At 59.7% G+C, this 13,010-nt stretch carries 11 protein-coding genes and 1 tRNA gene; 3 read left to right on the top strand and 9 right to left on the bottom strand.

The window, feature by feature from the left end:
• Nucleotides 1–63: 63 nt before the first annotated feature.
• From rlmN to AA0535_RS12360, 6 genes are all read right to left on the bottom strand, one after another.
• Nucleotides 64–1,257 carry a 23S rRNA (adenine(2503)-C(2))-methyltransferase RlmN gene (rlmN, locus tag AA0535_RS12385; protein ID WP_264816715.1) on the bottom strand — a complete coding sequence of 398 codons (1,194 nt, stop codon included), beginning with the start codon at nt 1,255–1,257 and terminating at the stop codon, nt 64–66.
• Nucleotides 1,258–1,415: 158 nt separating this feature from the next.
• Nucleotides 1,416–2,153, bottom strand: a complete 738-nt coding sequence (locus AA0535_RS12380) for a TlyA family RNA methyltransferase (protein ID WP_264816713.1) — start codon at nt 2,151–2,153, stop codon at nt 1,416–1,418.
• Entirely contained in the window at nt 2,153–4,147 is a 1,995-nt protein-coding gene (gene dxs, locus AA0535_RS12375) for a 1-deoxy-D-xylulose-5-phosphate synthase (protein WP_264816711.1), read from the bottom strand. Before dxs ends, AA0535_RS12380 begins: the two co-directional genes overlap by 1 nt.
• A gap of 4 nt (nt 4,148–4,151) precedes the next feature.
• Nucleotides 4,152–5,072, bottom strand: a complete 921-nt coding sequence (locus AA0535_RS12370) for a polyprenyl synthetase family protein (protein ID WP_264816708.1) — start codon at nt 5,070–5,072, stop codon at nt 4,152–4,154.
• Nucleotides 5,069–5,329 carry an exodeoxyribonuclease VII small subunit gene (locus AA0535_RS12365; protein ID WP_264816705.1) on the bottom strand — a complete coding sequence of 87 codons (261 nt, stop codon included), beginning with the start codon at nt 5,327–5,329 and terminating at the stop codon, nt 5,069–5,071. The genes AA0535_RS12370 and AA0535_RS12365 overlap by 4 nt, the downstream gene beginning before the upstream one ends.
• Nucleotides 5,330–5,450: 121 nt before the next feature.
• Nucleotides 5,451–5,720, bottom strand: a complete 270-nt coding sequence (locus AA0535_RS12360) for a sulfurtransferase TusA family protein (protein WP_264816703.1) — start codon at nt 5,718–5,720, stop codon at nt 5,451–5,453.
• 132 nt (nt 5,721–5,852) lie between these two features.
• On the opposite strand from AA0535_RS12360, the gene AA0535_RS12355 reads away from it, so the two are divergent.
• Nucleotides 5,853–6,788 carry an ROK family protein gene (locus AA0535_RS12355; RefSeq protein ID WP_127102393.1) on the top strand — a complete coding sequence of 312 codons (936 nt, stop codon included), beginning with the start codon at nt 5,853–5,855 and terminating at the stop codon, nt 6,786–6,788.
• On the opposite strand, the gene AA0535_RS12350 is transcribed toward AA0535_RS12355, so the two are convergent.
• Both AA0535_RS12350 and AA0535_RS12345 read right to left on the bottom strand, forming a co-directional pair.
• Nucleotides 6,789–7,601, bottom strand: a complete 813-nt coding sequence (locus AA0535_RS12350; protein ID WP_264816699.1) for an RlmE family RNA methyltransferase — start codon at nt 7,599–7,601, stop codon at nt 6,789–6,791.
• Complete coding sequence (locus AA0535_RS12345; protein WP_264816698.1) at nt 7,598–8,737, bottom strand: Ppx/GppA phosphatase family protein; 1,140 nt, start codon at nt 8,735–8,737, stop codon at nt 7,598–7,600. Before AA0535_RS12345 ends, AA0535_RS12350 begins: the two co-directional genes overlap by 4 nt.
• A gap of 199 nt (nt 8,738–8,936) precedes the next feature.
• On the opposite strand from AA0535_RS12345, the gene AA0535_RS12340 reads away from it, so the two are divergent.
• Nucleotides 8,937–9,010, top strand: a tRNA-Gln gene (locus AA0535_RS12340).
• A gap of 1,521 nt (nt 9,011–10,531) precedes the next feature.
• Nucleotides 10,532–12,808, top strand: a complete 2,277-nt coding sequence (locus AA0535_RS12335) for a TonB-dependent receptor (protein WP_264816696.1) — start codon at nt 10,532–10,534, stop codon at nt 12,806–12,808.
• Here AA0535_RS12335 and AA0535_RS12330 read toward each other — a convergent pair.
• The coding region (locus AA0535_RS12330) for a hypothetical protein (protein WP_264816694.1) at nt 12,757–13,010 on the bottom strand (254 nt) is incomplete at its 5' end. The two genes, AA0535_RS12335 and AA0535_RS12330, sit on opposite strands and share 52 nt — an antisense overlap.

Below are 13,010 nucleotides of genomic sequence, written 5' to 3'. Positions count from 1 at the left end.
ACGGCGCCATTCTTATCACCCGTCAGACAATCAGGCCAGACTCTGCCGCCAGGCGCGCGTTTCTTATTCCACTTCTGCCGTCGTGTTGCGGCGCAGGCGCTCGCTCTCGGTCTTCAACTGCCCACACGCTGCCAGAATATCGCGACCGCGCGGCATGCGAATGGGCGAAGCAAACCCGGCATCCATCACGATGGCAGCGAATTTCTGTAATTGCTCGCGCGTGGAGGGTTTGAATTCCGAACCCGGCCAGGGGTTGAACGGGATCAGATTGACCTTCGCAGGAAGGCCCTTGATCAGGCGCACCAGTTCGCGCGCATCGGCCTCGCTGTCGTTGATACCGCGCAGCATGATGTACTCGAAGGTGATACGGCGCGAGTTCGAGGCTGCCGGGTAGCGACGACACGCTGCCATGAGCTCCTCAATCGGGTATTTGCGATTGAGCGGCACGATCTTGTCGCGCAAATCATTGGTCACGGCGTGCAGGGAAATAGCGAGATTGACAGCCAGTTCCTCGCCGCAGCGATCCATCATCGGGACGACGCCGGAGGTGGACAGCGTGATGCGACGGCGTGAAAGCGCGATCCCTTCGCCATCCATGACGATACGCATGGCCTTAGCCACGTTGTCGTAATTATAGAGGGGTTCGCCCATGCCCATTAGCACGATGGTCGAGAGCAGACGGGGTGTCTCGCCCCTTGGGCTGGGCCATTCGCCATAGGAATCGCGCGCTGCCATGAACTGGGACACGATCTCTGCCGCGCCGAGATTGCGGACCAACTTCTGGGTGCCGGTATGGCAGAAGGTGCAGGATAGGGTGCAGCCAACCTGTGACGAGATACAGACCGCGCCCCGGTCTTCCCGACGATCGGGGATATAGACCGTTTCGGCTTCCTGGCCGTCGCGGAAGCGGAACAGGAATTTGCGCGTATCGTCGCTGGATGTCTGTTCGAGGCTCGTCGCGGGGCGACCGACGACATAGCGCTCGGCCAGCTTGGCCTGGAGCGGCTTGGCGATACTGCTCATGCGCGAAAAATCGGTTGCGCCCTGATGATAGATCCAGTGCCAGAGCTGCTTCGCGCGGAAAGGCTTCTCACCGAATTCGGCCATCTCGGCCACCAGCTCCTCACGCGACAGGCCCACAAGGTCACGCCTCCCATCCGGTAACACCGCTGGGGGTGGGGCGAAGAGAGCGGATTTGGCCAGGATGCGCGCGCGCTCCTGCTCATTCAGGTCGAGTGGGGTCGAGATGTCGGACATGCGGGTGCTCTATCACGAAGGGGCCCCGGGAGCGCAAGCAAAACCACCATGAGGCGGTGGGAGCGGGTACGGCGCATTCAGAGCGGCTCCAGAGAGCTTTCCTCAGGCCTAGCATCCGAGACCTGGCGGGTGGCATCGGCCTCCCCCCCGCAACGCTGTTACTGGCGTCGCGCGGCGATCAGGAACTCGCGGTTGCCTTCAGGGCCGGTAATCGGGCTGGGATCAATACCGAGCACGTCCCAGCCATCGAGACCTTCCCACCATGCCCGGATGTCGGCGCAGACGCGCTGATGAACCGCCGCATCGCGCACCACGCCCTTCGCCCCGATCTCGGACCTTCCGGCTTCGAATTGCGGCTTTATCAGCGCAACCGCCCAGCCGCCGGGCTGACAGAGCGCGAGGGCAGGGGGCAGCACCGTGCGAAGCCCGATGAAACTGGCGTCACAAACGACAATCGAAATCGGATCGGGAATGATCGAGGCATCCAGCGTGCGGGCATTGGTCTTTTCCATGACCACCACGCGTGGATCGGAGCGCAGCTTCCAGGCGATCTGCCCATGGCCGACATCGACCGCATAGACTTTCTCAGCGCCGTTCGTGAGAAGGACATCGGTAAACCCTCCCGTAGAGGCACCGACATCGACGGCGATCCGCCCCTTGGGGTCCAGCCCGAAATGGCTGAGCGCGTGATCGAGTTTGAGCCCGCCACGCGACACCCAGGGATGATCCTGTCCGCGCAGATCGAGCGCGGCATCCTCGGCAAGCATATCGCCTGCCTTGGCAATGCGGCGGTCCTTGCTGAAGACAAGTCCCGCCATGATCAGGGCCTGTGCCCGGGCGCGGCTCTCGACAAGGCCGCGCTCGACCAGCAGGACGTCAGCCCGCTTCTTGGCCATCAGGCCGTCTGCTGGGCGTTCTGGACACCGAGGGCGGAGAGGGCGGTAGTGACGATCTGCGGTGCGTTCAGCCCTGCCTCGTCGTACTGCACTTCCGGCAGGTTGTGGTCGATGTAGGTGTCGGGCAGCGCCATGGGGCGGAACTTCACCTGATCCAGCAGTGCCGTCTCGGCCAGATGACGCACTACAAGGCTGCTGAAGCCGCCAGCAGCGCCCTCTTCGATCGTCATCAGCACGTCATGCTCGCGGGCCAGACGCTCGACGAGGGCGGTGTCGATCGGCTTGGCAAAGCGGGCATCGGCAACCGTCACGGCAATGCCCTGGGCCGCAAGATGATCGGCAGCCTTGAGCGATTCGGTCAGACGCGTGCCGAGGGAGAGGATGGCCACACCCGACTTGCTGCCCGGCTGACGCGTTGCCTCACGCACGATCCGGCCGCGCCCGATCTCGAGCACCTCACCCTTTTCCGGCAGGTCCAGACCCGTGCCGCCCCCGCGCGGGTAGCGGAAGGCGATCGGGCCTGCATCGTAGACGCATGCCGTTGCCGTCATATGGGTGAGTTCGACCTCGTCGCTCGGCGCCATCACCACCATGTTCGGCAGGCAGCATAGATAGTTCAGATCGAACGACCCTGCATGGGTGGCACCGTCGGCGCCCACCAGACCGGCACGGTCGATTGCGAAGCGGACCGGCAGATTTTGCAGGTCGACATCATGCACCACCTGATCATAGGCGCGTTGCAGGAAGGTCGAGTAAATCGCGCAGAATGGGCGCAGCCCTTCCGATGCCATGCCAGCAGCAAACGTGACGGCATGCTGCTCGGCAATGCCGACATCGAAGAAGCGCTCGGGATGCTTCTGGGCGAACTTGTCCAGACCCGTGCCCGAGGGCATGGCAGCCGTGATGGCCGTGATGCGCTCATCCATCTCGGCGTGACGCAGCAATTCGCGGGCCATGACGGAGGTATAGCTCGGCGGTCCGGCGGGCGCCTTCTTCTGCTCACCGGTGACGACATTGAACTTGCTGACAGCGTGATATTTGTCACCGGCGGACTCAGCAGGCTTGTAGCCGCGTCCCTTCTCGGTGATCACGTGGAGCAGCACGGGGCCTTCATCGCTGTCGCGCAGATTGCGCAGGATTGGCACGAGCTGGTTCAGATCATGCCCATCGACAGGGCCGACATAATAGAAGCCGAGTTCCTCGAACAGCGTTCCGCCCGTGATCAGGCCGCGTGTCAGTTCGTCCGCGCGCTTGGCGGTACGCTCCAGCCCGGCAGGCAGGCGCTTGGCCAACTTGCCAGCGAGGTCGCGCAGGCTCAGGAACTGGCGCGAGGTCATAAGGCGCGACAGGTAGTTCGACATCGAGCCGACCGGCGGCGCGATGGACATTTCATTGTCGTTGAGGATCACGATCAGACGCTTGGCGCCCGGACCCGCGACCGCCGCGTTGTTCATGGCCTCATAGGCCATGCCTGCCGAAATCGAGCCGTCGCCGATCACCGCAATGACATTGCGCTCCTCATAAGAGGGGTCGTCGGTTGCGCGCAGGTGATGCGCCACCGCCATGCCCAGACCTGCTGAAATCGAGGTCGAGGAATGGGCTGCGCCGAACGGGTCGTACTCGCTCTCCGCACGGCGGGTGAAGCCCGACAGGCCCTCAGGCTGGCGCAGGGTGCGAATACGATCGCGCCGCCCGGTCAGGATCTTGTGGGGATAAGCCTGATGGCCGACATCCCAGATGATCCGGTCATCAGGCGTATTGAAGACTGCATGCATGGCCACGGTCAGTTCGACCACGCCGAGTGAGGCGCCAAGATGCCCGCCCGTGGTGGAAACGGCGTCAACCGTCTCGGAGCGCAGTTCCTCAGCGAGATGCTTGAGCTGCTCAGTCGAGAAGTTTCTCAGATCGGCCGGAATGACCACGCGGTCGAGATGGGGGAAACGGCCCATGGTCGGGATCGACGAGGCGTTGGTCGGTTTGGTGGTATCGCTCATTCTCTTAATTCCTGCGCTCGACGATGTAATGGGCCAGGGCTCTGAGCGCGGCTGCTTCGGTCCCGAAAGAAGTCAGGGCCTGTGTGGCCTGCTCGGAAAGGCGTGCGGCTTCCGCACGTGCGCCCTCGATACCCAGCAGGGAGACATAGGTGGATTTGCCGGAGGCTTCGTCCTTGCCGGCGGTCTTGCCGAGTTCCTCGGCACTTGCGGTGGTATCGAGCACGTCGTCGGCCACCTGAAAGGCTGTGCCGATATCGCGCCCATACGCAATGATGGCGTCGCGCTGCACGCGTGTCGCGCCACCCAGAATGGCACCGGCCTCAGCCGCGTAGCGGATAAGCGCCCCTGTCTTCATGGCATGGAGGCGCCGCACCTGATCGAGGGGAAGTGCCTTGCCTTCACCGCAGATATCGACCACCTGACCGCCCACCATGCCAGCCGCACCCGAAGCCTGAGCCAGCGCTGTGACGAGCGCTATACGCACGGACGGATCGGAATGCGTGGCGTGATCGGCCAGGATTTCGAACGCCGAGGTCTGCAAGGCATCGCCTGCAAGGATCGCGATGGCCTCGTCGAACTGCTTGTGCGTCGAGGGCTGGCCGCGACGCAGATCGTCATCATCCATTGCCGGCAGATCATCATGGACAAGACTATAGGCGTGCAACATCTCGACGGAGGCCGCAACGCGCAGGGCGCCCTCCGGCTCGGCGCCGAAAATGCTGGCGATCTCTGTTACAAGATAGCCGCGCAGGCGCTTGCCGCCGCCGAGAGCCGCATAGCGCATCGCTTCGATCAGAATCGATTCGTCACCCTCGACCATAGGGAGGAGGCGATCGATCGTGGCTTCGATGGCGCGGGCTGCAGTGCCGAGCGAGGCGGCCAGGGCCTCGGGCGTTGCAGTCTGGGTGAGAGAGGTGATCGTCATGGGGCTTTTCCGCCAGAAGGCTCGTCGAACTCGGGAAGGGGGACCGCCTGCGTTTCGCCGTCACGCTGGGTGATGGCACGCACGCGCATCTCCGCTTCCGAAAGTTTGGTTTCACAGTGGCGGCGCAGGGCGGCTCCTCGCTCATAGGCGCTGATCGCATCCTCAAGTTTCATCTGTCCGCTCTCCAGACCGCGAACGATCCTGTCGAGCTCTGACAGGGCATCCTCGAAAGAGAGCTGTGAAAGCTGTGCGTCCATGCCTGAAATGCCGTCCCGCTCCGCTGTTTCGGAAAATCGCCGTTATAGGAAACGGCTCGATGGGAAGGAGGGATAGCGTGTCGCACTCCATTCTCCAAGCCCAAGGAAGTAATGACTATGATTATTCCGTAACAGGGGAAGACACAGCTGTGTCCAATTTGCGACGGATGACAAAGGAAAGTGTCTCCCCGTCTTCGGAGAATGCAACTAACGCGTGTCCCGTTTCACGGCAGAATGCCTGAAAATCCGCCACGCTGGCGCGATCTGTGGCCAACACGCGTAGCTTCGCGCCTGACGGGAGTGATTTGAGCGTGCGATGCGCCTTGAGCACGGGCAGGGGGCAAGCGAGCCCGCGCAGGTCGAGCAACGTTTCTGTGGGGGAGGGCGTCATATTCGGGACTATGCGCGCAGCTTGATGTGTGTTTCAAGATCGGGCGCTGTTTTGCCAATAGATCTTTACTCCGATCCTATTCCTCCGCAACATGCGCGCCAGTTTTCAGAAGCAACATCAGTAAGGCATGAGATGGCTGATTATCGCCTCGGCATCGATTTCGGTGGGACGAAGATCGAAATCGCAGTTCTTGATCGCGCGGGCGATCTTCAATTGCGTGAACGTGTCCCCAATCCGGGAATTTATGAAGACGCCGTGATCGCCGTGCGCGACCTGGTCGCCAGCGTGGACCAGCGCCTTGGTAGCGTCTCGTCCCATCTGGCTAAGCCGGGTCAGCTCAGCTCCACGCTGGGGATCGGCATTCCGGGCTCCATCTCGCCCGAGACCGGCCTGATCAAGAACGCCAATGCCACCTGGCTCAACAATCAGCCCTTCGGCATCGATCTGGATCGTGCGCTTAACCGTTCGGTGCGCGTCGAGAACGATGCGAATTGCTTCGCACTCTCTGAAGCTGCCGATGGCGCAGGGGCGGGTAATCGTACCGTCTTCGGCATCATCATCGGAACAGGCATGGGCGCTGGCATCGTTGTTGACGGAAAGGTGATCGGCGGTCGTCACAGCATTGCTGGCGAATGGGGCCACACCCCGCTCCCCTGGGTGCGCATGGAGGAGTTCCCTCTCCCGAAGTGTTTCTGTGGCAATGAGGGCTGTCTCGAGCGCTATCTTTGCGGGCCTGAGCTTGCCAAGGACTGGAAAGGTGTCGGGCACCATAACACGGCCGGCATCGAAGAGGCTGCGGCTGCCGGAGACATCGCGGCAATCGGCGCGCTCGATCGCTACATGGATCGCTTTTCGCGCGCCTGCGCTCTGACGATCAACTTCCTCGATCCCGATATCATCGTGCTGGGTGGTGGCGTCTCTAACCTCGACAGCATCTATGAGCGTGTACCGCCCCTGCTGGCTCGTCACGTGATTACGCCAACCTGCACCACCCCCATCGTCCGTAACAAACACGGCGACAGCTCAGGCGTACGCGGTGCCGCCTGGCTGTGGGACGTGGCGGAGTAATTAATCCTCCGCGGCAAGGCCGGGATTCAGGCGTTCGGGCCTGAACCCGGTTGCCACCACGTAAAGTTCGCTCGATTCCTTACGGGATGCAGGCGGCTTGAGGTGGCGAACGTTAGAAAATGCGAGTTTCATGGGTTCGAGCATCTGGCGCTCGGAGCCCCCCTGAAACACCTTGGCCACGAAGCCGCCACCGACAGCAAGCACTTGCATCGCAAAATCAAGGGCGCCCTCAGCGAGGCCCATGATACGCAGGTGATCCGTCGGGGCGTGACCCGTCGTGTTCGGCGCCATGTCTGACAGGACCAGATCGGCGGGACCGCCAAGAAGCTCGATCAGGCGTGCAGGCATGTCTGGATCGGTAAAATCGCCTTCGATAATCGTGGCGTCGCTCACGGGATCAACCGGGAGCAGGTCAACGCCCACCACGGCACTTGCGCCACGCTTGACCGCAACCTGCGTCCATCCTCCCGGCGCGGCGCCAAGATCGATGATTTTCATGCCGGGCTTGATCAGCTTAAGCCGGTCGTCGATTTCAATCAGCTTGAACGCAGCCCGCGAACGCCAGCCCTGCTTGCGGGCGGCCGCCACATAGGGATCATTCAGCTGGCGGTTCAGCCAGCGCTGCTGCGCGGTGGACCGCCCTCGAGCCGTACGCAGAGTGATCGTCTTGTTGCGCGCTGTCTGGACCGAACTCCCATCTAGGGCGCTGTCAGTCTCGCCCGGCGCGGCAGAGCTTTTGAGTGCCTTGCCGGGAATGCGTCGTTCAGTTGGCTTGCCCGGCTTGCGGCCGCGCTTGTCACTATCTCTGGTCATGCGCGTCCCATAAAGGAAGACGAGGCATTATGGCCACGATAATTCGCTTGGTCGTTTCGGCTGAAAGCATGCCGGCGACCGCTAGCCGCCATATAAGGGTTGTTGCGCGTTTCCGACGCCATGCGCGCCACCATGCCGTCACGCAGGCCGCGATCGGCCACGATGATCTGCTCTGCGGGCCAAATTCTGTGGATCGCGTCGAAAATGGCGCAGCCTGGCAACATGTAGTGTTGCCGATCGGGCGACAGCCCCGCGGGTGCAGCCTGACCGCCTTGCGCAGTACTGCGCACAAGAGCCATGGCGTCATGCGCGGCGGTGGAGTTCAGGAGAAAGCCGTCAACAGCATGGCGATTATAACGCTCGAGGTTTTGCGCCATGCTCGCGAGAGTGGTCACCGTGCCCGACGTCCCCAGCATCTGGACATCGCCTCTCTGCATTTCGCGGGAGATCTGATGCACACGCTCGAAGGCCAGAAGCGGCTGTTGTACAAGCCGAACCATGTCTTCATAGGAGGCGACCGTCCCTGGGCTTCCCCCATTCCGGCGATGGCCGAAATGCTCGGCAAGAGTGACGACCCCGAATGGCAGGCTCACGAGGCTCACGACCTCATGATCATGCGTGTCGGGCGTGAGGCGTAGCCAGGCAACTTCAGTCGAGCCCCCGCCAATATCGAACACGATCGCCCGTTTGCCGCCGCGCGGGTTGCGATGAAGGAGAGCGCGGCACCCTTCGACGGCGAGTTCGACCTCTTCACGCGGCGAAATGATTTCCAATGAGAGACCTGTCTCAGCTTGGACGCGGCTCAAAAAGACGTCGCGGTTCATCGCCCGGCGGCAAGCTTCGGTAGCGACAGCGCGAACCTGAAGCGCAGCCAGCCCGTCCATGCGGGCTGCATATGCCTCGAGGGTGCGTACCGCGCGGTCCATGGCATGAGAACTCAGTTCGCCCGTCTCGATCAGGCCTTCTCCGAGGCAAACCATACGGTTCTGACGATCGACGATCTGCATGCCGTGCGTCGTGCGTCGGGCGATCATAAGGCGGCAGTTATTCGTCCCGAGGTCCAGCGCCGCAAAATGCCGCGGTGAAGCTGTTTGTGCGGGTGATGGCGACGACACGTCGTTTCGGCTGTAACCCATGATCGTCCTCCCTGCCTCTGAGCGCGTACGCGGAAATCTTGTGTAAAAAACAATGTGATAGCGCGCGCCGGGCGCAGCAAGGATTTTATCCAGCGTTGCTATCCGAATAATGAAAAAAAACAGAATTTGGGGGTTGCGGCTGTCCAGGCCGGGTGCTATCTCACCGCCACCGCAAGGCAAACAGCTTCTGCACAGATGCTGGGGGATAGTTTAGCGGTAGAACTACCGGCTCTGACCCGGTCAGCCCTGGTTCGAATCCAGGTCCCCCAGCCAAAAATTCTATCCTGACATAAAACTTATAGCGGCCACGGGACGAGTAACGCTTTTTTCCGTCCAGGTTTCTGTACGACGTCCGCGCCATCCCGCCAGAATGTCCCCGCTAAGGACAAACGGTTATCGGATGTATAGATCCTTACGCGTCGACGTGACCCATCACAGAGCAGCGCTGTCCACCCCTCGGACAATCCAGGTTTCGCGTCGCCGCTTAGGGGTAGAGTTGGGGACATCACATCGTCATCGACTGTCTGCCTTGGTGGTTCCAAGGCGCTGAGCCTGTAACTGGCATAATATGCATCTGCCCCCCATCAGGCGTCCGGGGCCTGAACGGCTTTCCCGTGAGGCATGCGGCGAGGCCGCTTGCAAACTAGGTGCGGGGTAAGCGCGTACTGATAGCTGATACACAGGCTGAGAACTCGAGTTGTTTCAGGTGTCATCGGCCAATGCGGTTGAGCGCGGCCTTCTTTGGGTGGTCGGGAGGCCACCGCATCTTGTTAGCGGCACGACGCGATTGATCCGGAACCAAAGCACGATGGCCAGATTTCGACGTTCCCGCCGAATTTGCGCTCTGTCATGAAGGAATGCGCGGTCGTGCTCTTTTTGAACACCCAACCGCAGTTGCTCAAATCCCATATCGTAGTGGTGCCCTGACGAAGGGAAAGAGAGGCTTGCGAGGCGATGCTCGCGGCGTGTCGGTTTGCTCAGCGGTTAGACGCTTCCGGATCAGGGCCCACTATGAGTTAAGGTGTCCCGCAGCGCCGGCGTTTCGTAGATATCCCCGTTCCCCTGCGAACAATTTATATCCTGAGGAGTAAGTGGGGTGACTCCCATCCGGGGGCCAAGAGTGCTCATGCCCTACAACGTGGGCTCGCTTCGACGATTCGGTGTCCATCTGGACTCCGAAGCGCGAAACATTGGGTCACGGCAAGGCCGCCGACAGTTTGCGCATTTGATGCTGGGGCAGGGGTGTCAAGAGGCCTGACGGTCCGGTGAGCGAAGAACTGCGATCCAAATTAAAATCTGACCAAAGAGATCGTTTTCAGTGGTGTCGTTTACCCTCGTATTTTTTGACTAATTGGTCACGAGTTCGCCCGAACCACCGTAATCCATATTTGAGAAAGAGGTGACGCTGAAACGCCTCCTGACCCGGACCATATCGTGAACCCATCTTATACCCGGCTGCAGGCTGGGAATATTTTCCAGTCGACTGTATCCGAAAATGTCCGAACGTAACGTTATATGTCCAAGATGTCTCTATGTCTCGTCATAAAATTTTCATCACGCTTTCCGAAATCTCATGTTAAACGTCATCAAATCGTAATAAATATCGTTAACGATCAAGTTCCGTTTGCAGGAAAAGTGATGAAATTTAGAGCTCGTTATTGTCTTTGTGCAACGTCGATTTTTGCCATTACTGTATCCGTTGCCAACGCGCAACAGAAACGGTCGGATTCATCGAGTGCTGGGAAGGTATCAACAAGTAAATCGCGGGCGCATTCCGCCGATGATGGTCCTTCGATGATGGGGTCAACCGCACCGACCGATGCTGCCCGCAGCGAGACAGTGCAGGTGCGTGCCAGCCGTCATACGTCTGCTGGTGGTGGTCTTATGGTTCACGAGGACGCGGCCAAATCGCGCTCGACGGTCACACAGGAATTCATTGCCAAACAGACGCCGGGTCTCAACCCGATGCAGCTCATCGCCATGCTGCCAGGCGTCAATACCACTTCGGTCGATCCCCTTGGCCTGAATGGTGGCAACTTGACGCTACGTGGCCTCAATGCGAGTCAGATTGGTTTCACGCTAGAAGGGTTCCCGATCAACGATATCGGCAATTATGCCGTTTATCCTCAGGAAATCGTGGACTCAGAGAATCTTCGCACGATCAATGTCGAGCAGGGATCGGCGGATCTGGATAGCCCGCATATCAGCGCGTCGGGTGGCGCGGTGAATATGTACCTTCTCGATCCGACCGAGAAGTTCAGCGGGCACCTCGATGGCACATACGGTAGCTACAATGCCCGCCGCATTTTTGGCCGGGTTGACACGGGGCGCATCGGCAATACGCATCTCAAGGGCTACATATCCTTTTCAGCGGCCCATGAAGATTCATGGCGCGGACCCGGTGCGCAGAAGAAGCTGCATGGCGAGACCAAATGGGTGAATGAGTGGGGTCAGGGCAATCGTATCTCGCTGGCAATCGTCGGGAATCAGAGTGACAGTACGCTCTTCCCTTCAATGAGCCTGGCGAACTGGCAGAAGTACGGAACGACCTACACTTACGACTCGAAGTGGAACCCGAAGTCACCGAGCGCCAATTACTACAAGCTTCACCAGAACCCGTTTACGAATATCTACGCCAGCGCACCGTCGACATTCACCCTGACTGATCATCTCACGCTGACCGAGACGCCTTATTTCTGGTACGGCAATGGCAATGGCGGCGGCGCGTATAATGAAAGCCTGACGAGCCAGCAATACGGGTCGCAGTCTCTCAGTGGATCGATCGGTCAGTATAACCCCTCGAACACCAAAAGCCTTCTGCTTTACAACCCGTCCAACACCCAGACCTACCGCCCTGGCGCCGTGACGAAGCTCGCGCTCCATACGGGTGCAAACCGCCTTATGGTCGGTTACTGGTTCGAATACTCGAAGCAGATCCAGACGGCACCGTACTCACTGGTTGACCCTGCGACCGGCGCGCCTCTCGACGAATATGGCGGTGGTCCGAACCTGGTCCTGTCGAATGGTGTCACTGCACAGTACCGCGATACCCTGACCCAGACGCGCATTCATACGCTCTTCATCGATGACTCGCTGTCCTTGCTGAACAACCGGCTCACGATCGAAGGCGGTTTGAAATACGCCATGATCACACGTGCAGGGCAGAACTACCTACCGAACACCTCTACCGGCCCGTACATCAACGGAAGCTGGAACGAGCCACTGCCGGCTGCATCGATCCGATACAAGCTGAACGATCAGTTCCAGCTCTTTGCGTCCGGGACGACCAATTTCCGCATTCCGATGAACACGTCGCTCTACGATGCCGGCACCTATACGAAGGGAGCAGGCTATAGCACGAAGGCAAACCCGAACCAGAAGCCGGAGATCTCCATCTCCGAGGAAGCTGGCATTCGTTATCAGGGCTCGCTGTTCAATAGCACCCTGACCTATTTCCACTATAACTTTACCAACCGGCTCTATACCCAGACGGTCGTGTTGCCTAACGGGTCGTACTACTCGCAGAGCATCAATGGCGGCGGTTCACATGCTGACGGTGTGGACTTCGAAATCGGAACCCGTCCGATCCTGTATCATCTGCGTCCCTATATCTCGGCCGAATACATCAACGCGCGCACTGACAGCAATGTCGCAGCGAGCGGCAATGGGGATTACGTTTTCAGCAAAGGCAAATTCGCGCCGCAAACGCCTAAGCAGCAGGTCGCTTTCAATCTGGACTATGATGATGGCCATCTGTTCAGTGGCTTCGCGCTCAAATATGTCGGCAAGCAGTACTCGACGTTCAACAATGACACGTCGATCCCAAGCTATGTGACGATGAACGTCCATGCCGGATATCGCTTCCATAATTTCGGCTTCATGAAGAACCCGGTCCTGCAACTTAACCTGCAGAACATCACCAATAACCACTACCTCGGCTTCGTGAATGGCACAGCCGCCAACGGAAAAGCCACGACGGGCGTATTCGGCAGCAAAATCTCTGCCGGAAGCACCACGTACTACGTGGCATCGCCCTTTTTCGTCGGTGGTACGGCCAGCGTCGATTTCTGATCATCGATCGGGAGAAGGTCGTTGGGGGAGGGGGCTTCGGCCCCCTTTTTTCGTCTCTGACGCGTGCTATATCTTTTAACGATCCGGCCAGGTTTTTTCCTTTTCATGTCATTTTTTTGAAGAATGGTGTTGACGGTGGGGGGTGTGGGGTCTAAAAGCCCGTTCACCGCAGCGGACGATGCCGCGGCCACTGCCTGAAAGA

The organism is Asaia krungthepensis NRIC 0535 (assembly GCF_025995175.1).
Classification (GTDB): domain Bacteria; phylum Pseudomonadota; class Alphaproteobacteria; order Acetobacterales; family Acetobacteraceae; genus Asaia; species Asaia krungthepensis.
The sequence above is the reverse complement of the archived record's forward strand: the minus strand, read 5'-3'. Positions and strand labels throughout refer to the sequence as shown.

Bases quoted from the DNA above. Each gene is read 5' to 3' on its own strand.
- rlmN (WP_264816715.1), bottom strand. From the start codon at position 1,257: ATGTCCGACATCTCGACCCCACTCGACCTGAATGAGCAGGAGCGCGCG.
- AA0535_RS12380 (WP_264816713.1), bottom strand. From the start codon at position 2,153: ATGGCCAAGAAGCGGGCTGACGTCCTGCTGGTCGAGCGCGGCCTTGTC.
- dxs (WP_264816711.1), bottom strand. From the start codon at position 4,147: ATGAGCGATACCACCAAACCGACCAACGCCTCGTCGATCCCGACCATG.
- AA0535_RS12370 (WP_264816708.1), bottom strand. From the start codon at position 5,072: ATGACGATCACCTCTCTCACCCAGACTGCAACGCCCGAGGCCCTGGCC.
- AA0535_RS12365 (WP_264816705.1), bottom strand. From the start codon at position 5,329: ATGGACGCACAGCTTTCACAGCTCTCTTTCGAGGATGCCCTGTCAGAG.
- AA0535_RS12360 (WP_264816703.1), bottom strand. From the start codon at position 5,720: ATGACGCCCTCCCCCACAGAAACGTTGCTCGACCTGCGCGGGCTCGCT.
- AA0535_RS12355 (WP_127102393.1), top strand. From the start codon at position 5,853: ATGGCTGATTATCGCCTCGGCATCGATTTCGGTGGGACGAAGATCGAA.
- AA0535_RS12350 (WP_264816699.1), bottom strand. From the start codon at position 7,601: ATGACCAGAGATAGTGACAAGCGCGGCCGCAAGCCGGGCAAGCCAACT.
- AA0535_RS12345 (WP_264816698.1), bottom strand. From the start codon at position 8,737: ATGGGTTACAGCCGAAACGACGTGTCGTCGCCATCACCCGCACAAACA.
- AA0535_RS12335 (WP_264816696.1), top strand. From the start codon at position 10,532: ATGATGGGGTCAACCGCACCGACCGATGCTGCCCGCAGCGAGACAGTG.